This is a genomic window from Methylobacterium ajmalii (genome assembly GCF_036448855.1).
In the GTDB taxonomy this organism is placed as follows: Bacteria; Pseudomonadota; Alphaproteobacteria; order Rhizobiales; family Beijerinckiaceae; genus Methylobacterium; species Methylobacterium ajmalii.
This window is the reverse complement of sequence record NZ_JAZFXT010000023.1, coordinates 131489-152233: the sequence shown is the minus strand read 5'-3', so window position 1 is coordinate 152233 and position 20745 is coordinate 131489. Positions and strand designations below refer to the sequence as shown.

The window sequence follows — 20745 nt, the reverse complement described above, 5'->3', positions numbered from 1 at the left end:
CCCGATGAAGCTGCGCGCGCTCGCCCATTCCCGCACCGGCGACAAGGGCAACACCGCCAATGTCTCGCTGATCGCGATCGACCCGGCCGACTACCCGCGCCTGGAGCGCCACGTCACACCCGAGCGGGTGCGGGCCCACTTCGCCGGCATCGTCCACGGCGAGGTCGTCCGCTACGCCCTGCCGCAACTCGGCGCCCTCAACTTCGTGATGGCGGACGCGCTCGGCGGCGGCGTCACCCGCTCGCTGGCCCTCGACGCCCACGGCAAGGGCCTGAGCGCGGCGCTCCTCGACCTGGAGATCCCCGACGAGGCGTGAGGATCGCCCGGCGGGCGTCCGGTCCCGCGCCGGACGCTCGCGTGCATAATTGTTGACAATCCTACGATAAGAATGATGATGGCCTAAGCCGCGGCCCATGCCCCGGCGTCGTCCATCCGTACCGGATCGTCACCGATGAAGCTCGCATCCTACTGGCTCGAGACCGCGCCGCCCTTCACGGCCGGCAGCCCCGGCCCGTCGGAGGGACGCTACGACGTCGCGGTGGTGGGCGCGGGCTTCACCGGCCTGTCGGCGGCGCTCGCCCTCGCGAAGCGCGGCGCCCGGGTGGCGGTGCTGGAGGCCGAGGGCGTCGGCAGCGCGGCGTCCGGCCGCAACGGCGGCCAGTGCAACAACGGCTTCGCCTCGGATTACCGCGCCATCGCTACCCGGTTCGGCGAGGAGCGGGCGGCGGCGCTCTACCACGCCTACGACGCGGCGGTGGACAGCGTCGAGCGGCTGGTCCGCGAAGAGGGGATCGACTGCGATTTCCGTCGCACTGGCAAGATCAAGCTGGCCGCCAAGCCCGAGCATTTCGACAAGCTCCAGCGCACCTACGAGGCGCTGTCGCCGCGCGCCGACCCGGACACCCACCTCGTCCCGGCTTCCGCCATCCGCGGCGAGGTCGGCTCGGACGCCTTCTACGGCGGCCTCGTCTACGCCAAGAGCGGCGGCATGCATGTCGGCAAGTTCGCCCGCGGGCTCGCCCGCGCGGCGGCGGGCCATGGCGCGGCGGTGTTCGAGAACGCCCCCGTCACCCGCCTGCACCGGCTTTCCGGCACCGCCCACGAGGTCACGACCCCGCGCGGCACCCTGACGGCGAACCAGGTGCTGATGGCCACCGGCGCCTCGACGGTCGGCCCGCTCGGCTGGTTCCGCCGCCGCATCGTGCCGGTCGGCTCGTTCGTGATCGTCACCGAGCCGCTGCCGCGCGACGTGCTCGACCGGCTGATGCCGACCCGCCGCATGGCAACCAATACCAAGAACGTCGGCACCTATTTCCGGGTCACCCCGGACGACCGGCTGCTGTTCGGCGGCCGGGCCCGGTTCGCGGTCTCGAACCCGCTCTCGGACGAGAAGAGCGGCCGCGTGCTGCGCCGCGCCCTCGACCAGGTGTTTCCCGAGCTCGCCCGCGCCCGGATCGACTATTGCTGGGGCGGCGTCGTCGACATGACGGCCGACCGCCTGCCCCGGGCCGGCGTTCGCGACGGGCTGTACTACTCGATGGGCTATAGCGGCCACGGCACCCAGATGGCGACCCATATGGGGCAGGTCATGGCCGAGGTGCTGGAGGGGCGCGCCGAGCGCAACCCCTTCGCGGGCTGGGACTGGAAGGCCATCCCCGGGCATTTCGGCCCGCCCTGGTTCCTTCCCTTCGTGGGCGCGTATTATCGTCTGCAGGACGTTCTGCACTAGAGCATTTTCCGACGGAGTGGGCACCGGGTCGTCGATAGAAAATGCGGCTATATCAACGACCTAGCGCGGCGCCCGGTTGCAGGGCGATCGGGCGCTGCTCTAGGACGGTCGTCTTCTCATCCGATCAGCGGGGCGCGGGAACGGCATGGCGAGCCAGACTGACAAGGCGGTAAAGCCGGTGCCCGCCAGCAAGCGCCTGCCGCGCACGACCCTGTCGGGCCAGATCGCCGGCCAGATTCGCGCTTCGATCCTCGACGGCAGCTATCCCCTCGGCGCCCAGCTCAACGAGATGGAGCTGGCCTCCGCCTTCGGCGTCAGCCGCGGGCCGGTGCGCGAGGCGATGCAGCGCCTGATCCAGGAGGGCCTGTTGCGCAGCGAGCCGCATCGCGGCGTGTTCGTGCCCGAGCTCGCGCCCTCCGACCTCATCGACATCTACTTCGTGCGCCGCTCCCTCGAACTCGTCGCCATGCGGCGGATCCTGGAGAACGCCGACCGCGGAGCGGTGGTGCGGGACCTCGCCGGCATCGTGCGCCAGATGAAGGCGGCGGTCCGGCGCAAGGACTGGCCGCAGGTCGCCGACCTCGACATGCAGTTCCACCGCCGCATCGTCGACGAGGCCGGCAGCGAGCGCCTGACCCGCAGCTTCGCCACGCTCCAGGCCGAGACCCGGCTCTGCCTGCAGATGCTGATGGGCGGCTACAGCGAGAATGCCGCCCTGATCGACGAGCATCAGCTCCTCGTCGACCTGATCGAGCGTGGCGCGGTCGAGCCGGCGCTCGCCGAGATGGAGCGTCATTTCGGCGATCCGGTCCGCACGCTGCAGAAGGCCAACGCCTCGCGCAAGGAGAAGCTCGGCGCCGAGGCGGCGTGAGGTTTCGCAGTGCAACACACGCTCAAGCTTAATCCCGGGTAAGCCGGATCCGCGGCTTTCGTTGCGATCGTCTCGGTTCTCGCTGACCAGCCGAGCAGTGCCCGGGGGTTGGACTTGGCTCAGCTTCATTTTCGAGTGGAACCGCGGGAACCTGCGTGTTACCCGGCAGATACGGACCGATTCGGTCCCTCTCTCCCCTCTCGGGACCTGCCATGCTCCTCCGGTTCAGCTTCGGCCGGCTGGCCTGCCTGTCGGCGGCCGTCCTCGCCGGTCACCTCGTCGCGGCCCGTCCGGCGTCGGCCTGCCCGGCCGCGCTGCCGCCGGCGGCGGAACGGATGAGCCTCGACGTGACCGAGGCGCACGTCGCCCGGCGCGAGCCGGTGCGGGTTCTGGCGATCGGCTCGTCCTCGACGGAGGGGATCGGCGCCTCGGGCCCGGACCGGACCTACCCGCATCTCCTGGAGCAGGCCCTGCGCGGCGCCTGGCGCGGCACCCCGGTCGACGTGACCAATGCCGGCATCGGCGGCGAGACCGCCGACCAGACCCTCGCCCGCCTCGCCGAGGCCCTGGCCCGCCCGGTCAAGCCCGACCTGGTGATCTGGCAGGTCGGCACCAACGACGCGATCACGGGCGGCGACGAGGCGGCGTTCCGCCGCCGGCTCGAACAGGGCGTCGCCCTGGTCCGCGCCGCCGGCAGCGACCTCATCGTCCTCGATCAGCAATACTACCCGGCGATCCCCGACCACGCCCGCTACGAGCGCTTCGTCGGCCTCGTCGCCGCGGTCGCCCAGGAGGCCGAGGTGCCGGTCTTCTCGCGCTACGCCCTGATGAAGGACTGGAACCGCCAGGACCCGGCGCTTCTGGCCGGCATGCTGTCCTCGGATCGCTTCCACATGGGCGACCAGGGCTATGCCTGCCTCGTCCAGGCGCTCGGCCGCGACATCCTCGACGCCGTGACCCCGCGGCCCGAACCGCTCCAGGCGGTCGCCCGCGCCAAGCGCCAGAAGCTGCCGGATGCGGCGTCGCTGCGGCGGGGCTGACCGGGACAACGCATCGGCGACGTCAATCGGCCCCCGGACGGATGACCGTCCGGGGGCATCTTTTTTGGGCTACCTCGATGGGATGAGACGGCCCCCTTCCATCGGACTGGGTCTTACAAGTCCGGCGCCCGCCGATGCCACTCCGTCGCCGCCTGGTAGGCCTGGCCGATCCGCAGCGCCATCGCCTCCTCGTAGCCGCGGCAGACGATCTGGAGCGAGAGCGGCAGGCCCGCCGCCGTGGCGCCGTTCGGCAGCGCCAGGGCGCAGAGTTCCAGGAGGTTGCCGAAGCGGGTGAAGCGGGAGGGCGCCACCGCCTGGTCGACCGCGTCGAGGGGGATCGCCGCGCTCTCGGTGGTCGGGGTGAGGAGCGCGTCGATCCCGTCCATCGCCCGGGCGAAGGCGGCATTCATCTCCCGCTGCATCCGCCGCGTGCGCAGGTATTCCTGCGCCGTGACGCCCGCGCCCGCCAGGATGCGCCCGCGCACGTCCTCGTCGAGGAGCGCCGCGCGGTCCTCGGCGACCGCGCCGTTGTAAGCGTAGGCCTCCGCCTCGACGATCGCCGAGGTCGCGAGCAGGTCGGCGAAGCGGAACGGCAGCACCACCTCGACGATCTCGGCCCCGCACCGGGCCAGGGTGTCGAGGGCGGCGTCGTAGGCGTCGAGCATCTCGGACGAGACGCCCGCCCGCTCCGCCGCCGGCATCCGGGCGAGCCGCAGGCCCCGCACCCCGCGATGCAGGGCCGGCATCGGGTCCTCCGGCACCACGCCCCGCGTGTTCGGGTCACGGGGATCGGGCCCGGACAGGATGGTGTAGAGGAGCGCGGCATCCTCGACCGAGCGCGCCATCGGCCCCGGCGTGTCGAGGGTGGCGCTGAGCGGGACGATGCCGGCGGTGCTGATCCGGCCGACCGTCGCCTTGAGGCCGGTGAGCCCGCAGAACGAGGCCGGCAGCCGCACCGAGCCGCCGGTATCGGTGCCGATGCCCCACGGGGCCATCCGGGCCGCGACGGCGACGCCGGTCCCGCTGCTCGACCCGCCGGGCGTGCGGGCGACGGCGAGGTCCCAGGGGTTGCGCGGCGTGCCCATCCGCCGGTTGGTGCCCCAGCCGCCGTAGGCGAACTCGACCGTATGGGTCTTGCCCAGCACGATCATGCCCTGGGCCAGCATCCGCCGGGCGATGGTGGCGGTCTCGGTCGCCCGCCGCGCGGCAAAATGCGCCGAGCCCCCGGTGGTGATCCGGCCCTCGAGGTCGATCAGGTCCTTAAGCACCACCGGTACGCCGTGGAGCGGGCCGACGGCGTGGCCGGCGCGGATCATCCGGTCGGCGCCCTCGGCGGCGAGCCGCGCATCGTCGGCGAAGACCGCGACGAAGGCCTGCAGTTGCGGCTCCAGCCGCGCGATGCGTTCGAGATGGGCCTCCACGGCCGCGACCGGCGAGATCGTGCGGGTGGCGATGGCTCGGGCGAGGGCGAGGGCGGGCAGCGCGGCGGGATCGGTCACGGGATGCCTCTCGGAGCGTTTCACGGGACGCTGATCCGGGTCAGGTCGACGAACCAGGATCGGGGTGGGACAAAACCCTTCACCCGCGGCGACATCGCCCTGGGGTTGAGATCATGGACAACATACAGCCAGGGCGGGTCGTCGACCAGCCGCTCGTGGCCGGCCCGCATCGCCGCGTCCATCGCCTCGGGGGTGCTCGCGCGGGCGGCGTCCATCATCGCAACGTCGAAGCGGGCATCCGTCCACTGCGCGAAGTTGAAGCCCTTCGGGGCGAGGTTGGCGGAGCCGAAGTAGCGCGCCATCACGGCGACGTCGGAGGTGGTCGAGGAGATGTTGAGCACCGTGGCGCCGCGCAGGGACGGCGCGTCCGGGGTCGCCCGCATGGCGTTGAGCAGCACCTGCCACTCGACCACCTCGAGGGCGACGTCGACGCCGCAATTCTGCTTCAGGGTCTCCTGCAGGAACTCGTTCATCGGCAGCGGCTGCATCTGGCCCGAGCCCGAGGCCGAGAGCATCAGCGTGAGCTTGAGCGGGTGCTCCGCGCCGAACCCGGCCTCGGCGAGGAGCGCGCGGCCCTTCGCCGGATCGAGGCGGTAGCGGTTCTGCGGCGCGCCGAATTCCGGGTCGTCCGGCTTGAGCCAGCCGACCGCCGGCTCGGCGGTCCCGTTCAGGAAGGTGACGAGCCCGTCCCGGTCGATGCAGTAGTTCAGGGCCCGGCGCACCCGCACGTCCTTGAGCGGGCTGCCGGCGGCGCCGATGTTGAAGAGCCACGGCCAGATATGCGGGTAGGAGCCGGTGGTGACGGCAAAGCCGGCTTGGCGCAGGGACGGGATCGCGTCCGACGGCGGCGCCTCGATCCAGTCGACCTGGCCGGCCCGCAGGGCGGCGATACGGGCATTGGCCTCCGGGATCGGCATCAGCCGCACCCGGTCGACCTGCGCCCGGTGCGCGCCGTCCCAGTAATCCGGGTTGCGGGCGAGTTCGACCATCTCCCGCGGCTGCACCCGGGTAATGCGGAACGGCCCGGTCCCGGCCGCCGGCAGCGTCGCGACCCGGGCCCAGTCCCGCCCGGCCGCCTCGAACGAGGCCGGCGAGGTGAACAGCAGGTAGACCACCATATAGGGGAAGTAGGCGACCGGGTCGCGGCTGGTGATGGCGACGGTACGGTCGTCGATCTTGCGGTAACCGGCGAGGAGCGGCGCCCGCGCCCGGCTGATCCCGGCGGCCGGCGGCTCGTATTGCGGGCTGTCGGACTTGAAGTAGCGGTCGAGGTTCCAGATCACCGCGTCCGCGTCGAAGGCCGTGCCGTCGTGGAAGCGCACGTCCTGGCGCAGGTGGAAGATCCAGGTCGTGGGATCGTCCGGCGCCTGTTCCCACCGCTCGGCGAGGCCCGGCCGCAGGGCCGAGCTCCGGTCGGTGCGGTCGAGATCCCACAGCACCAGCCCCTCGAAGACCGGATAGCCGAGGAAGCGCATGCCCTCGAAGCCGTTGTTCGGCAGCCCGGTGGTGGTCGGGATGTCGGCCGCCGTCATGGCGATGCGGAGCATCGAGTCGGCGGCGGCCGGTGCCGTGGCGGCGAGGAAGGCCGAGAGGGCGATGGAGAGGAGATGCGGACGGGTCATCACGAGGCTGGTAGCGCTGACAGGCTTGTTGCCGGAGCAAGCTCTAAGCCATCCGGGCTCAAGACTCGTGTGACCGTCCGATCGAATCGTCAGCTTTTGAGCCGGTATCCCGTCTTGAAGATCCGGGCCACCGCCGCGAGGCAGAGGAGAAGGAACACCACCGCCATGCCCAGGCTCACCGCCGGGTTGACGTCCGAATGGCCGTAGAAGCTCCAGCGGAAGCCGCTGATCAGGTAGACCACCGGATTGACGAGGCTGACCGCGCGCCACAGCGGCGGCAGCATGTCGATCGAGTAGAAGCTGCCGCCCAGGAAGGTCAGCGGCGTGACGATGAGGAGCGGCACCAGCTGCAGCTTCTCGAACCCGTCGGCCCACAGGCCGATCACGAAGCCGAACAGGCTGAAGGTGACGGCGGTGAGCACCAGGAAGAGCACCATCACGAACGGATGCTCGATGCGCAGCGGCACGAACAGCGCCGAGGTCGCCAGAATGATCAGCCCGAGCATGATCGACTTGGTGGCCGCCGCCCCGACATAGCCGGCGACGATCTCGACCGCCGAGATCGGGGCCGACAGGATCTCGTAGATCGTGCCGGAGAAGCGCGGGAAGTAGATGCCGAACGAGGCGTTCGAGATGCTCTGGGTCAGAAGCGTCAGCATGATCAGCCCGGGCACGATGAAGGCGCCGTACGGCACCCCGTCGACCGAGGTCATCCGCCCGCCGATGGCGGCGCCGAACACCACGAAGTAGAGCGAGGTCGAGATCACCGGCGCGACGATGCTCTGGAGCAGCGTGCGGAAGGCGCGGTGCATCTCGAAGCCGTAGATGGCGCGGATGGCGGGCCAGTTCATGCGCGGTCCTTCACGAGATCGACGAAGATGTCCTCGAGCGAGCTCTGCCGGGTCTGGAGGTCGCGGAAGCGGATGCCGGAGGCGGCGAGGTCGGTGAGGAGCCCGGTGATCCCGGTGCGCTCCGCCTTGGCGTCGTAGGTGTAGGTGAGCACCGTGCCGTCCGCCGACAGGGCCAGGGGATGGCCGGCGAGCGCCGCCGGCAGGGCGGGGAGCGGATCGTGCAGGAGGAGCGTCAGCTCCTTGCGGCCGAGCTTGCGCATCAGCTCGGCCTTCTCCTCGACCAGCACGATCTCGCCCTTGGCGATCACCCCCACCCGGTCGGCCATCTCCTCGGCCTCCTCGATGTAGTGGGTGGTGAGGATCACCGTGACGCCCTGCTCGCGCAGGCGGCGCACCAGGCGCCACATGTCCTGGCGGAGCGCCACGTCGACGCCGGCCGTCGGCTCGTCGAGGAAGAGGATGCGCGGCTCGTGCGAGAGCGCCTTGGCGATCAGCACGCGCCGCTTCATGCCCCCCGACAGGGTCATGATCTTGGCGTCGCGCTTCTCCCACAGCGAGAGGTCGCGCAGCACCCGCTCGATATGGGCCGGATCGGGCTTGAGGCCGAACAGGCCGCGGCTGAAGCTCACCGTCGCCCACACGGTCTCGAAGGCGTCGGCGGTCAGCTCCTGCGGCACGAGGCCGATCAGGCGCCTTGCGGCGCGCGGGGCGGCCAGGATGTCGTGGCCGCCGACCGTCACCGTGCCGGTGCTCGGCGTGACGATGCCGCAGATGATGCTGATGAGGGTGGTCTTGCCGGCGCCGTTGGGCCCGAGCAGGGCGAAGATCTCGCCCTCCCGGACGTCGAGGTCGACGCGCTTGAGCGCGGCGTGGCCCGAGGCGTAGGTCTTCGACAGGTTGGCGATCGTGATGATGGGCGTCATCCGGTCCCGGGGCGTGTCAGGGGCTGACGGGGATGCCCGTTCACCTAGGCCAGCCGGGGCCGGACCGCCACCGCCCTCCCCCGAAACCCGTCACGCCCGGGGACCCCGCGGGCTCGAAAACCGCGCGGGTGTGTCCCGGATGCGCGCTGGGCATCACCGCCCGGCACGCCTGTTTGCGGATAATATTACCGGTCGCGGGGCGGAGCCTCGTCGGCGTCGCCGTCCTCGACCTCGTAGAGGTCGTCGTCGTCCTCCGAGCCGTCGTCGTGCGGGGACCCGTCCTGGGCCTGGACCTCGTCGTCGCGGGTCCGCGGCTTGGTGTAGAAGTTGCCGACGAGCAGCGCCTCGCCGGCGCCGACCATGCCGCTCAGGTAGGCGTTGATGGTCGCCGGTGCGGCGTCCGGCAGCGCGCGCAGGATCTGCGGCTGCGACAGGCCCTGCGGCCCGGCCCCGTCGATCAGCGCCTTGAGCCGCCCCTTGGTCGAGTTCGCCCGCGGCCCCCGGGGACCGCGCCGACCGCTCGCCCGCGCCTCGGCGCTCATGCCGCCGGCACCCGCGAACCCGCCCGCCGGGCCGGCCGCCGGCCGCGCGAGACCGAGATCCTCGATCGGCGTATCCTCGACGATCGCCCGCAGCGCGTTCTCGGCGAGCCGGAGCTTGGCGAGTTCCGCCCCGATCCGCTCGTACTCGGCCTCGAGCGCCGCGCGCCGTTCGCTCACATCAGCCAAGGCCTTCATGAGCGCATCATTCTCCGACATTGCCCCTCCAGACATTCTGGGCAATGGCTCGTTGCATAGGTGTCCGACAGCGTCAACGAAGACCCGCACGACCGAAGAGATGTCCCTGCGTCTTCCACGGGATACCGCCGGCGCCGCGGCACCGATCGTCGGGTCGGTCCGGTACGAAGACTGCTGACGAGCGAGAGCTCGAACAATCGAGACCGGCATCTCTCGTCATGAGACACTCATGCCGCCGTTTTGCATGAGCTTCGCGATGATATTGCGGATATGTCGAGAAGTAAAAGTGGTGAGCGCGCTGGGACTCGAACCCAGGACCTACAGATTAAAAGTCCGTTGCTCTACCAGCTGAGCTACGCGCCCGTGCTCCCGGGATGAAGCGCGGCGCTGGCGGGCCGGCCCTGGTCCTGTTCGGAGCATGGGCGGACATAGGGGGTTGACGCGGCCGGGTCAACCGGGAGACCACGGCCGCCCACAGAACCCCCGTCGCGATGTCCCCTGCCCCCGCCCCGTCCGCCGATTCCGCGACCGCGTCCGCCGCGGCCTGGCGGCGTTTCGCCGGCCTCCTCGTCGGGGCGGCCGGCGCGCTGGGGCTCCTCGTGCTCGGCTTCGTGACGCTCCTCGACCCTTACGGCCTGCGTGCCGCGCCCGGGCGGGCGCCGGGGCCGATCATGGATCTCAACCAGCGCTTCATGTACCCGCAGGTGGTGCGCAGCGGCGCCTACGACGCGGCGGTGTTCGGCACCTCGACGGCACGGCTCCTCGATCCGCAGGCGCTCGACCGCGCCTTCGGCGGGCGCTTCGCCAACCTGGCGATGAACGCCGCGACGCCCTGGGAGCAGACGCAGCTCGCCCGGCTGTTCCTCGCCCGGACCTCAGCGAAGGCGGTGCTGTTCGGCCTCGACGCGCCGTGGTGCGAGGCGGATGCGGAGGCAAAGCGCCTGACCTTCCGGGCCTTTCCGCCCTGGCTCTACCGCGAGCCGCTCGCCTGGAGCGCACTCCTCCACCAGTGGAACCAGCAGAGCGTCGAGATCGCCGGGCGGGCGCTCCTCCACCGCCTCGGCAGGATGAAGGCCCGCATCCGCGGCGACGGCTACGAGGTCTTCACCCCGCCGGAATCGCTCTACGACGCGGCCCGGGCGGCGGCCCACATCCACGGCGATGCACCCGCGCCCGAGGCAGCGCCCGACGCGGCGCCCACGGCCGATCCCGCCACCCCGGCCCTGCCCTGGCTCGATGCGCTGCTGGCCCTCGTGCCGGCGGATGCCCTCAAGCTCGTCGCCTTCATGCCGGTCAACGTGGCGGCGCAACCCCCGCCGGGCAGCGCCGGCGCGGCGAGGGAGGCGGCCTGCAAGGCGCGGGTGGCGGACATCGCCCGCCGCCGCGGCGCGACGCTGGTCGACTTCCGCATCCCCTCGGCGGTGACGCGGGACGACACCCAGTACTGGGACGCGCTGCATTACCGCCTGCCGGTCGCCGGGCGCATCGTCGATGCCCTGCGCCGGGCGGTGGACGCGAAGGCCGACGACCCGGACGGGTTCTACCGGGTGCTCGCCGCGCCGCGGCCGACGGGGCCGTGATCAGGCGGCCCGGTCGCGCTCCGCCTTCTGCCAGCCCTCGCGCGTCTCGCCGATGAAGTCCTGGAGCCGGCCTTCGGCGATGGCCTTGCGCAGGCCGGCCATCAGGTCCTGGTAGTAGGACAGGTTGTTCCAGGTCAGCAGCATCATCCCCAGGATCTCGCCGGCGCGGACGAGGTGATGCAGGTAGGCCTTGCTGTAGAGGTTGGCCGCCGGGCAGGTCGACTCCGGGTCGAGGGGGGTGTTGTCCTCGGCGAAGCGCGCGTTGCGCAGGTTGAGGCGGCCGTGGCGGGTATAGACCATGCCGTGGCGGCCGGCCCGCGTCGGCATCACGCAGTCGAACATGTCGATGCCGCGGCTCACCGCCTGGACGATGTCGTCGGGCGTGCCGACGCCCATCAGGTAGCGCGGCTTGTGGGTCGGCAGGTGCGGCTCGACGGTCTCGATCATCGCGAGCATCGTCGCCTGCGGCTCGCCGACCGCCAGCCCGCCGACGGCGTAGCCCTTGAGGTCGAGGTCGACCAGGGCCCTGGCGCTCTCGACGCGCAATGCCGGGATGTCGCCGCCCTGGACGATGCCGAACATCGCCTTGCCGGGCTGGTCGCCGAAGGCGATGCGGCAGCGCTCGGCCCAGCGCAGAGAGAGGCGCATCGCGCTCTCGATCGCCGATTCGGGCGCGGGCAGGCGCACGCACTCGTCGAGCTGCATCTGGATGTCGGAGCCGAGCAGGCCCTGGATCTCGATCGAGCGCTCGGGGCTCAGGAGATGCGTCGAGCCGTCGAGATGCGACTGGAACCGCACCCCGGTCTCGTCGAGCTTGCGCAACCCCGACAGCGACATGACCTGGAAGCCGCCGGAATCGGTCAGGATCGGGTAGGGCCACTGCATCATGGCGTGCAGGCCGCCGAGGCGTGCCACCCGCTCCGCGCCGGGGCGCAGCATCAGGTGGTAGGTGTTGCCGAGCACCACGTCGGCGCCGAGCGCCTTCACCTGCTCAGGGTACATCGCCTTGACGGTGCCGGCGGTGCCCACCGGCATGAAGGCCGGGGTGCGGATGACGCCCCGCGGCATGCGGATCTCGCCGGTGCGGGCCGGCCCGTCGGTCGCCGCGACGGTGAAGGTGAACTGGTCGGTCATCGCGTCTCCGCCCGGAAGAGCAGGCTGCTATCGCCGTAGGAATAGAAGCGGTAGCCGCGCTCGATCGCGGCCACGTAGGCCGCCCGCATCGGCTCGAGCCCGGCAAAGGCCGAGACGAGCATGAACAGCGTCGAGCGCGGCAGGTGGAAGTTGGTCATCAGCCCATCGACCGCGCGGAAGCGGTAGCCCGGCGTGATGAAGATGTCGGTGGCGCCGGTCCAGGGCCGGATCGTGCCTCCGGAATCGGCCGCGCTCTCCAGGAGGCGCAAGGCCGTGGTGCCCACCGCCACGATGCGCCCGCCCGCCGCGCGGGCCCAGTTCAGGGCCTCCGCCGCCCCCGGGGTGATCTCGCCGATCTCGGCATGCATCCGGTGGGCGTCGGTGTCGTCGGCCTTGACCGGCAGGAAGGTGCCGGCGCCGACATGCAGTGTCACCCGCACCTGCGCCAGCCCGGCGGCATCGCAGGCCGCCAGCAACTCCGGCGTGAAGTGCAGGCCGGCGGTCGGGGCGGCGACCGCCCCGGGCTCGCGGGCGTAGACCGTCTGGTAGTCGGCGGCGTCCTGCGCGTCGGTCGGGCGCTTGGCGGCGATGTAGGGGGGCAGCGGCAACTCGCCGAGGGCCGCCACCGCCTCGTCGAGGGCGGGGCCCGCGAGATCGAACGCGAAGGTGGTCTCGCCCCCCTCCCCGCGCTCGACGATGGTGGCGTCGAGGCGGGTGAGCCCGCAGGCCTCCCCCTCCCCGGCCGCCCCGAAGCTGACCCGGTCGCCGACCTTCAGCCGCTTGGCCGGCCGGGCGAAGGCGCGCCAGCGATCGGGCGCCTCCCGCAGGTGCAGCATCGCCTCGAGCCGTACCGTGCCGCCGTCGCGGTGGCGCAGGCCGCGCAGGCGCGCCGGGATCACCCGCGTGTCGTTGAAGACCAGCACGTCGCCCGGGCGCAGGAGGCCGGGGAGGTCGCGCACGATGCGGTCCTCCGGGGGGCTGCCCGGATGCAGCAGCATCAGGCGGGCGCCGTCCCGCGGCACCGCGGGCCGGAGGGCGATGCTGTCCTCCGGCAGGTCGAAATCGAACAGGTCCACGCGCATCGCGCCCTTCAGCCAGGATTCCGCCGCCGGATCAATGGGGCACGGGCGCTCGCGGGCCGGAGGATGGCGCGCCGGCCTCCGGCGCCCCATCTGACATCGCGTCGTTTCGTCCGTCCGGAGTCTCCCGTCATGCCCAGCCATCCGACCCTCGATGCCGAGCTCGTCGTCTGGTGGGAGTGCGAGGCCGCGCGGCTGGAGAGCCTCGCCGCCTCCGCCCGCTTCGGCTTCACGCGCCGGCACTATGCCCGCAAGGCCGCCGCCGCTCGGGCGCGGGCCCAGGTGAGCCGCCTGCGCGAGCAGGCCCGGGAGCCGGCGCCCCGGCCCGCCATCGGCTGAGCGGGCCCGCGCCTTCCCCTGAGGAATAGCCGGCGCCCGAGGTTTTAGCCGGGGCTAAGACCTGTGCCGTGGCCTTCCGGGACGCGGCGCCGTATGGGAGCGGCGCCGGACCGCGGCGGCGCCCTCCGCGCCGCGGCTACGCCCTCGTGCCTCGGAACATCGTCATGGAACGCGCGCAAGCCGCCGCCCTCGCCAGTGCCGGGGTCGGCCTCCTGGTGCTCGGCCTCAAGTTCTTCGCCTGGTGGATCACCGGCAGCCTCGCGCTCTACTCGGACGCGCTCGAGAGCATCATCAACGTGGTCGCGGCGATGACGGCCTTCGTGGCCCTGCGCGTCGCCGCCCAGCCCGCCGACCAGAACCACCCCTACGGCCACCACAAGGCCGAGTACTTCTCGGCGGTGATCGAGGGCGCGCTGATCATCGTCGCGGCGATCGTCATCCTGCGCGACGCCTACGACGCGCTCCAGGCGCCCAAGACCCTCGACGCACCGCTCGTGGGCGTGGCGGTGAACGGGTTAGCCACGGTGATCAATCTCGTCTGGGGCCTGATGCTGGTGCGGCGCGGCCGCGACTGGCGCTCGCCGGCCCTGGTGGCGGACGGCAAGCACGTGCTGGCCGACGTGTTCACCTCCGGCGGCGTGCTCATCGGCCTCGGGCTCGCCACCGCGACCGGGTGGGCGATCCTCGATCCGGTGATCGCGGTCGTGGTGGCGCTCAACATCCTGTGGTCGGGCGGCGCCATGGTGCGCGATTCCGTGAGCGGCCTGATGGACCAGGCCGCGCCGGCCGAGATGGTGGGGCAGATCCGCCGCTTGATCTCCGAGCACGGCGAGGGCGCGCTGGAGGCGCACGACGTGCGCACCCGGCACGCCGGCCAGGTCACCTTCATCGACTTCCACCTCGTGGTGCCGGGCGAGATGACCGTGGCGGAATCCCACGGAATCTGCGACCGGCTGGAAGCCGCGATCGAGGGCGCGGTCGAGGGCGCCGTGGTGACGATCCACGTCGAGCCCGGCGAGGAGGCCAAGCAGCGCGGCCTACCGGTTATCTGAGGCGCGGCCCCTTGCGGGGGGCCGTCCCCACCGGCGACAACGCCCCGGCAACGGAGGACCGACCAGCGTGACGGGTGCGGACGACGACTACGTGTACGACGAGGCGACGGGCGAGTGGCGCCCGGCGAGCGAGATGCAGGCCACCGCGACCCGCGAGGTGCGGGACGCCTCCGGCAACGTGCTCAACGACGGCGATTCCGTCACCCTGATCAAGGACCTGAAGGTCAAGGGCGCCAACCAGACCCTCAAGCAGGGCACGGTGATCCGCTCGATCCGGCTGACCGACGACCCCGACGAGATCGATTGCCGGCACGACACGATCAAGGGCCTGGTGCTGCGCACGGAGTTCGTCCGCAAGCGGTGAGGCCGCGCTCGTGGTCACCCCGGAGCGGGAAAGCGGAACTTGGGATCCTTACCCGCATCCAGTCCGATGTGGACCGAGACGCTATCCGCCTCGCTTTTCGAATGGTCGTAGATCAAGAGTTATAATTTTATATTAGGACTGTATTCTGCAGCGCGCTCTCGTAGTATGGCGAGGCATGAAAAATTTTTGCCGCTTTCCACAATAATTTCATGCCATAAAGGCAAGGCCCATCGTGCGGGCTATTCGCAAAATGCGCAGTTCGTAAAAATAGTGCATTGATTTTTGATAAGTGGATAATCCATATTGCGGTTTCGCTTGCGCTAGTAGATAATACATGAAAGATTGGAAATCTGATCATTGCGCTCGCGGGTGAATGGCAATTATGCGATCCGTCAGTTCTTGTAGTGTATTATTTTTATTGAGCATGTTGTGCCTGCTGGCTGCCGGATGTGATAGATGGACGAGCCTTGCAAATATCACTAAAAAGACAATCACAGATAATTGGCCCGAACAGTATCTGGAGGCCATCACAGCAGCCAACAAGGGCGACTGCCGCGAGTCTTGGAACAGCCTCTGGCCGCTCGCTAAGCGGGGTGATCGAAATGCTATCTATCTTTTGTCCGAGATGCTGCTGGAGGGGATGGAAATCACAGTAAATTCAAATTATAAGAAAGACGCTTTTCTATTTTATTTATATTCATTAGGCTCAAGAGACGCGTATTCTATATATATCAGCAAATCAAATCCGAAGTATCATCATTCAGAATTTATCAAGAGATTCGAAAAGCAGGATCTCGGTGAATTGAGTCAGGTCTATCAATGCATCAAAAATAATCACGATTCGGATTGTCTCAAAGAGTATAAAGAAAAAGGGATTATACCAAATTTCAATAAATTTACATCCGATATCGAAAGGCAAATAAAAAATTACAAGACAATCTCCGGATGCCACATATTTCTCGGATAAAATATCGGAGTTTTAGATTGTTGGGCCTAAAACTCCGATTAAGCAGTTGACTATCAGAATTTTTAAAAAACCGGCACCATCCGGCGCATTGCCTCGGTGAGATCCGCAGCCGAACGGGCAAAACACAATCGCAGGAAGCCCTCACCGCCGGGCCCGAAAGCCGAGCCCGGAGCGAGCCCGACATTCGCCTGATCGACGATGTGCTTGGCCAGGCGGACGTCGTCCGGCTCGGCCGGCACCCGCGGAAAGGCGTAGAAGGCGCCCGGCGGCGCCGGCAGCTCGACGCCGGGCACGGCGCTCAAGGCTTCGGAGACGATGGCGCGCCCGGCGCGGGCCTGCGCGACCTGTTCTTCCACCAGCGCCTCGCCGTCGCGGATCGCCGTGACCGCGGCGTGCTGCAGGAAGGTGGCGACGCCCGACGTGCCGTAGAGGACGAGCCCGTCGACGATCCGGCCGATCGAGGCCGGTCCCTCGAGCCAGCCGACGCGCCAGCCGGTCATCGCCCAGTTCTTGGAAAACGTCTGGACGAACAGCACCCGGTCGCGGTCCTCCGGTTGCCAGACGTCGCGGATCGATGGCGCGCGGCCCGAAGCCTCGTAGGCGGGATCGAAGCAGAACCGGCCGTAGATCTCGTCGGCGACGATCCAAAGGTCGTGGCGGCGGGCGATCGCCAGCACCGCCTCGAGGTCGGCCCGGGTCGCGACCCAGCCGGTCGGGTTCGCCGGGGTGTTGAGGACGATGGCGCGGGTGCGGAGCGTGATCGCGGCGGCGATCCGGGCGATGTCGAGGCTCCAGCCCGTGCCGGCATCGAACTGCATCGGCACCGGGACCGGCTTGGCCCCCTGCATCGCGATCGCGCCGAAGAAGTTCGACCAAGTCGGGGTCGGCAGCACCACCTCGTCGCCGGGCTCGGCGGCAATGCGGATCGCGGTGTGGAAGGCGTGCATGCCGCCGACCGTCACGAAGAACCGCTCGGGGCCGACCGGATCGGCGTAGACCCGCGACACGTACTCGGCCAGGGCCTCGCGCAGGGGCGGGATGCCGAGCATGCGGGTGTAGAACGTCGCGCCGTCGCGAAGGGCCCGGTGGGCCGCCTCGGCGATGAAGGCCGGGGTCGGCCGGTCGCCCTCCCCGACCCAGAGCGGGATCAGGCCCGGCCGCTCGACGCCGTAGGCCACGAGCTCGCCGATGCCGCTCGGCCACACCCCGGCCGCCTCGCGGCTCACCGGCGGCATCGTGTCGGGCAGGGGCGTCACGGTCATGCTGGGACTCACCGGATGGGACGGGAGACCCAGGCATCGCAAGCGAGGCGTCCCGGCGCAAGCCGGAGCGGGAGCGCGCCAGATGCGCGTTCAGATCCGCGTGGCGATGAAGAACCAGCGCGTGCCGTCGAGCGAGCCGGTCTCGGCGAGCGGCAGGAACGGCCCCTCGTCCGAGCGGCAGAAATGCCGTGCGAAACGATCGGCGGGGAAGAAGCCGAGCAGCCGCTCGACCGAGCCGCCGAACTTTTCCAGGCCCGCCCCGCCATGGACCTCGATGAACCAGTTCGGAATCCGGTCAAGGGAGGTGCCTGCGCCGTCGAGCACCGCGCATTCGAAGCCCTCGACGTCGACGTAGACGATGTCGGGGGTGCCGAACTCACGGACCAGGCTGTCGATCGAGCGGCTCTCGACCTGGATCTTGCCGTGAGTGCCGGCGCCGCCGTCGACTTGGCCGTTCAGGCTCTCGTTGAACTCCAGCACCCCGTCCTCGCTCGCCGCGGCGGCGTGGAGGATCGTCAGGTTGCGGACGCCGTTATGCGCGACGTTCTCGCGGGCGACGCGGGCGTTGTGCGGGTTGGCCTCCAGCGCCACCACCCGGCCGGTCGGGCCGACATGGTGGGCGAGTTGCAGCGCCACCACCGCCTGATGCGCGCCGAGGTCGAACACCGTCGCCCCGTCCGTCAGCGCCCCGTTTTCCTTGAAGAACGCGATCTCGGCCAGCATTCCGGAATCGTGGTCGTACCATTCGGCGCCGACCGGATCGCACAGGCTGACCGTCAGATCGATCCCGCCGAAGCGGTGCGTCACCACGCGCCGCTCGAAGGACTTCAGCGAGCGCTCCAGCTTGGCCCGCCGCGCCATGGACTGCATCCATGGCGGCATCAACTGCTTCGACAACGCCGTCAACATGGAAGGAAGATCCCTCGTCCCGATTACTGCAACCGTCATAGCAGGTCGGGGCCGGGGGGCCGAAGCGGCTTCCGGTTTCTCGGTTAAGCGTCCCGGTGGCGGAGTGCCGAGATCCCGCCGACACTCGTCAATATTTGGGTGAGAGGTCGCGGCCTGCCGCATTTGGGTGAGAGGTCGCGGTGTACCGCTCCGGGCCGGTCGTCCGGCCGGCCGCGATGCGCGGGGTCCCCGGTGAATGGGGACCCCGCGCGAGGCTTTACCGAGGGTTCTGCGTCCTCACCCCTGGCGCACCAGGATGACCGTCGCGAGCGGCGGCAGCGACAGGGTCAGCGAGTGGTCCTGGCCGTGCGAGGCCTCCGCCACCGCGTCGACACCGCCGTAATTGCCGACGTTGCTGCCGCCGTACTGCTCGGCGTCCGAGTTGAACGCCTCCCGGTAACGGCCGGCCGCCGGCACGCCGACGCGGTAGCCATGGCGCACGACCGGGGTGAAGTTCGAGATCACGATCGCGATCTCGCCCTCCTTCCGGCCCTTGCGCGCCCAGGCGATGACGTTGTTCTCGGCGTCGTCCGAGATCAGCCACTGGAAGCCGGCGGCCTCGGTGTCGCGCGCGTAGAGCGCCGGGGTCGCCGCATAGAGGTGGTTGAGGTCGCGCACCACCGCCTTGACGCCGGCATGGAGGGGGTCCTCCAGCAGGTGCCAGTCCAGGCTCTGGTTGTGGTTCCACTCCTTCTCCTGGCCGAACTCGCCGCCCATGAAGAGCAGCTTCTTGCCGGGATGACCCCACATGAAGCCGAAATAGGCGCGGAGGTTCGCGAATTTCTGCCAGCGGTCGCCCGGCATCTTGCCGAGCAGCGAGCCCTTCCCGTGCACCACCTCGTCGTGGGACAGCGGTAGGATGAAGTTTTCCGAGAAGGCGTAGAGCAGCCCGAAGGTCAGGTCGTGGTGGTGGTAGCGGCGGTGCACCGGCTCTTTCGATATGAACCGGAGGGTGTCGTGCATCCACCCCATGTTCCACTTGAAGCCGAAGCCGAGGCCGCCGGTATAGGTCGGGTGCGAGACGCCGGGCCAGGAGGTCGATTCCTCCGCCACCGTCATCGTGCCCGGCGCGTGGCTGTAGGTCGCCTCGTTGGTCTTGCGCAGGAAGTCGATGGCTTCCAGGTTCTCGTTGCCGCCGTACTGGTTCGGGATCCACTCCCCGGCCCGGCGCGAGTAGTCGAGATAGAGCATCGAGGCCACCGCATCGACCCGCAGGCCGTCGAGGTGATAGTGCTCGAGCCAGAACCGGGCGTTGCAGGCGAGGAACGCCGAGACCTCGGTGCGCCCGAAATTGTAGATGTAGGTGCCCCAGTCCTGATGGAAGCCCTGGCGCGGGTCGGCGTGCTCGTAGAGGTGGGTGCCGTCGAACTGGCCGAGGCCGTGGGCGTCGAGGGGGAAGTGGCCCGGCACCCAGTCGAGCAGGATGCCGATGCCGGCCTCGTGCGCCGCGTTCACGAACTCGGAGAAGTCGTCGGGCGAGCCGAAGCGGCTCGTCGGCGCGTAGAGCGAGACCGGCTGGTAGCCCCAGGACCCGTCGAACGGATGCTCGGTGATCGGCAACAGCTCGATATGGGTGAAGCCCATCTCCTTGACGTAGGGGATCAGGCGCGCGGCGAGCTCGCGGTAGGTGAGGTAGCGGTTGCCCTCCTCCGGCACCCGCGCCCACGAGCCCAGGTGGACCTCGTAGATCGAGATCGGGCTGTGGCGGTGGTCGATGGCGTTGCGGCTCTCCATCCAGGCGCCGTCGCGCCAGGCGAGCTTGGGCAGGCCTTCGAGCCGGGAGGCGGTCTCGGGCGGCTGCTGGGCCGCGAAGGCGACCGGGTCCGCCTTGAGCGGCAGGAGCGCGCCGTCGGGTCCGCGCATCTCGAACTTGTAGTGCCCGCCCCGCTTCAGTTCGGGGATGAACAGTTCCCAGACGCCGCCATCCTGCCACAGCCGCATCGGGTGGCGCCGGCCGTCCCAGTCGTTGAAGTCGCCGACGACCGAGACACGGCGGGCGTTCGGCGCCCAGACCGCGAAGCGGAAGCCCGGCGTGCCGCCGATCTCGACCTCCTGGGCGCCCAGCACCCGGTGCACCGCGTCGTTGCCGACGTCGCGCAGGAGGCCGATCTCCTGCTGGTCCAGGGTGGCGCCGTACTCGTAGGGGTCGCGCCGCAGGCGCTCGGTGTTGTCCCAACCCTCTACGGCGATCCGGTAATCCGGCCGCCGCGGATGCGTGACGCCGGCGACGAAGAAGCCGGCCGGGTGGCGGCGTTCCATCGGCACGCGGGTCTCGCCGATCACCACCGTGGCGGCGCGGGCCTCCGGCAGCACCACGCGGATCTCCCACTGGCCCTCGGCCGTCTCGTGCGGGCCCAGCACCGAGAACGGGTCGCCGTGCTCGGCCCGCATCATCGCCTCGACGGCGTCGGGATGGACCGCGTAGGCGCGGCCGGGCACCGGGGGACGGGCGGGCCGGCCCGGGGCCGGGGCCGGGCCCGAGACGCGGGGCGAGGACGCCGCCTGCATGGCGGCGACGCGCAGCGACACGGGCTTGCCGGAGGCCGCGCCCCGGCGCGGCGCCTCGGTGGTCGGGGCCTCAGCGGCGGTGCCGGTCGGTGCCGCGGGGGTCGTCACGGTCTCGGTCGCGCGCGGCTCAGGCGGGCGGGCGGTCGGGCGCCGGCGAGCGGCCGGCTTCCGGGCGCTGGTCTCGTCGTCCATGGGTCTCGCACCTCTCCAAGCGGGTTTTCGTCGACATGGTCGGGGGGC

At 69.9% G+C, this 20745-nt stretch carries 18 protein-coding genes and 1 tRNA gene; 8 read left to right on the top strand and 11 right to left on the bottom strand.

From position 1 onward, the window contains the following. Window positions 1–4 precede the first annotated feature (4 nt). The 4 genes from V3T34_RS09625 to V3T34_RS09610 all read left to right on the top strand — a co-directional run bounded on the left by V3T34_RS09625 (window position 5) and on the right by V3T34_RS09610 (window position 3640). Complete coding sequence (locus V3T34_RS09625) at window positions 5–316, top strand: AtuA-related protein (RefSeq protein ID WP_060845813.1); 312 nt, start codon at window positions 5–7, stop codon at window positions 314–316. Between the two features lie 135 nt (window positions 317–451). Further along, window positions 452–1729, top strand: coding sequence for an NAD(P)/FAD-dependent oxidoreductase (locus tag V3T34_RS09620; protein WP_060845812.1), 1278 nt, complete (start codon window positions 452–454; stop codon window positions 1727–1729). Between the two features lie 145 nt (window positions 1730–1874). Next, complete coding sequence (locus V3T34_RS09615) at window positions 1875–2600, top strand: GntR family transcriptional regulator (protein ID WP_060845811.1); 726 nt, start codon at window positions 1875–1877, stop codon at window positions 2598–2600. Window positions 2601–2812: 212 nt separating this feature from the next. Then, complete coding sequence (locus V3T34_RS09610) at window positions 2813–3640, top strand: SGNH/GDSL hydrolase family protein (protein ID WP_060845810.1); 828 nt, start codon at window positions 2813–2815, stop codon at window positions 3638–3640. Window positions 3641–3753: 113 nt separating this feature from the next. Here the strand turns inward: V3T34_RS09610 and V3T34_RS09605 are convergent, their stop codons facing one another. From V3T34_RS09605 to V3T34_RS09580, 6 genes are all read right to left on the bottom strand, one after another. Further along, window positions 3754–5139 carry an amidase gene (locus V3T34_RS09605; protein ID WP_305078625.1) on the bottom strand — a complete coding sequence of 462 codons (1386 nt, stop codon included), beginning with the start codon at window positions 5137–5139 and terminating at the stop codon, window positions 3754–3756. Window positions 5140–5159: 20 nt separating this feature from the next. Next, window positions 5160–6761 (bottom strand): ABC transporter substrate-binding protein, encoded by a 1602-nt coding sequence (locus tag V3T34_RS09600; protein ID WP_305078626.1) that lies wholly within the window; start codon window positions 6759–6761, stop codon window positions 5160–5162. An 89-nt stretch (window positions 6762–6850) separates the two neighbouring features. Further along, on the bottom strand, window positions 6851–7612 hold the full coding sequence (locus tag V3T34_RS09595) for an ABC transporter permease (protein WP_060845807.1): 762 nt from the start codon (window positions 7610–7612) through the stop codon (window positions 6851–6853). Beyond that, window positions 7609–8535 (bottom strand): ABC transporter ATP-binding protein, encoded by a 927-nt coding sequence (locus V3T34_RS09590; protein WP_060845806.1) that lies wholly within the window; start codon window positions 8533–8535, stop codon window positions 7609–7611. The genes V3T34_RS09595 and V3T34_RS09590 overlap by 4 nt, the downstream gene beginning before the upstream one ends. Window positions 8536–8720: 185 nt before the next feature. Further along, window positions 8721–9272: a hypothetical protein gene (locus tag V3T34_RS09585; protein ID WP_331369153.1), complete on the bottom strand. Its 552-nt coding sequence runs from the start codon at window positions 9270–9272 to the stop codon at window positions 8721–8723. Between the two features lie 287 nt (window positions 9273–9559). Continuing rightward, window positions 9560–9635 (bottom strand) — tRNA-Lys (locus tag V3T34_RS09580). Between the two features lie 128 nt (window positions 9636–9763). On the opposite strand from V3T34_RS09580, the gene V3T34_RS09575 reads away from it, so the two are divergent. After that, on the top strand, window positions 9764–10852 hold the full coding sequence (locus V3T34_RS09575) for a hypothetical protein (protein ID WP_305078628.1): 1089 nt from the start codon (window positions 9764–9766) through the stop codon (window positions 10850–10852). On the opposite strand, the gene tgt is transcribed toward V3T34_RS09575, so the two are convergent. Continuing rightward, a complete protein-coding gene (tgt, locus tag V3T34_RS09570; RefSeq protein ID WP_305078629.1) occupies window positions 10853–11986 on the bottom strand; it encodes a tRNA guanosine(34) transglycosylase Tgt in 1134 nt (377 codons plus the stop codon). Further along, the gene (gene queA / locus V3T34_RS09565) at window positions 11983–13068 is read right to left on the bottom strand and encodes a tRNA preQ1(34) S-adenosylmethionine ribosyltransferase-isomerase QueA (RefSeq protein WP_305078630.1); all 1086 of its coding nucleotides are present in this window, start codon (window positions 13066–13068) and stop codon (window positions 11983–11985) included. The genes tgt and queA overlap by 4 nt, the downstream gene beginning before the upstream one ends. A gap of 129 nt (window positions 13069–13197) precedes the next feature. Between queA and V3T34_RS09560 the strand changes: the two genes are divergently transcribed. From V3T34_RS09560 to V3T34_RS09550, 3 genes are all read left to right on the top strand, one after another. Then, window positions 13198–13404, top strand: a complete 207-nt coding sequence (locus V3T34_RS09560; protein ID WP_060845785.1) for a hypothetical protein — start codon at window positions 13198–13200, stop codon at window positions 13402–13404. 164 nt (window positions 13405–13568) lie between these two features. Beyond that, the gene (locus tag V3T34_RS09555) at window positions 13569–14456 is read left to right on the top strand and encodes a cation diffusion facilitator family transporter (protein WP_305078631.1); all 888 of its coding nucleotides are present in this window, start codon (window positions 13569–13571) and stop codon (window positions 14454–14456) included. 67 nt (window positions 14457–14523) lie between these two features. Next, on the top strand, window positions 14524–14820 hold the full coding sequence (locus V3T34_RS09550; protein ID WP_060845783.1) for an alkylphosphonate utilization protein: 297 nt from the start codon (window positions 14524–14526) through the stop codon (window positions 14818–14820). Between the two features lie 1029 nt (window positions 14821–15849). Here V3T34_RS09550 and V3T34_RS09545 read toward each other — a convergent pair. From V3T34_RS09545 to glgB, 3 genes are all read right to left on the bottom strand, one after another. After that, window positions 15850–17049, bottom strand: a complete 1200-nt coding sequence (locus tag V3T34_RS09545; RefSeq protein WP_305078632.1) for a pyridoxal phosphate-dependent aminotransferase — start codon at window positions 17047–17049, stop codon at window positions 15850–15852. 90 nt (window positions 17050–17139) lie between these two features. Beyond that, the gene (locus V3T34_RS09540) at window positions 17140–17958 is read right to left on the bottom strand and encodes an FkbM family methyltransferase (protein WP_305078633.1); all 819 of its coding nucleotides are present in this window, start codon (window positions 17956–17958) and stop codon (window positions 17140–17142) included. A gap of 276 nt (window positions 17959–18234) precedes the next feature. Continuing rightward, on the bottom strand, window positions 18235–20391 hold the full coding sequence (gene glgB / locus V3T34_RS09535; RefSeq protein WP_305078643.1) for a 1,4-alpha-glucan branching protein GlgB: 2157 nt from the start codon (window positions 20389–20391) through the stop codon (window positions 18235–18237). Window positions 20392–20745: the final 354 nt, after the last annotated feature.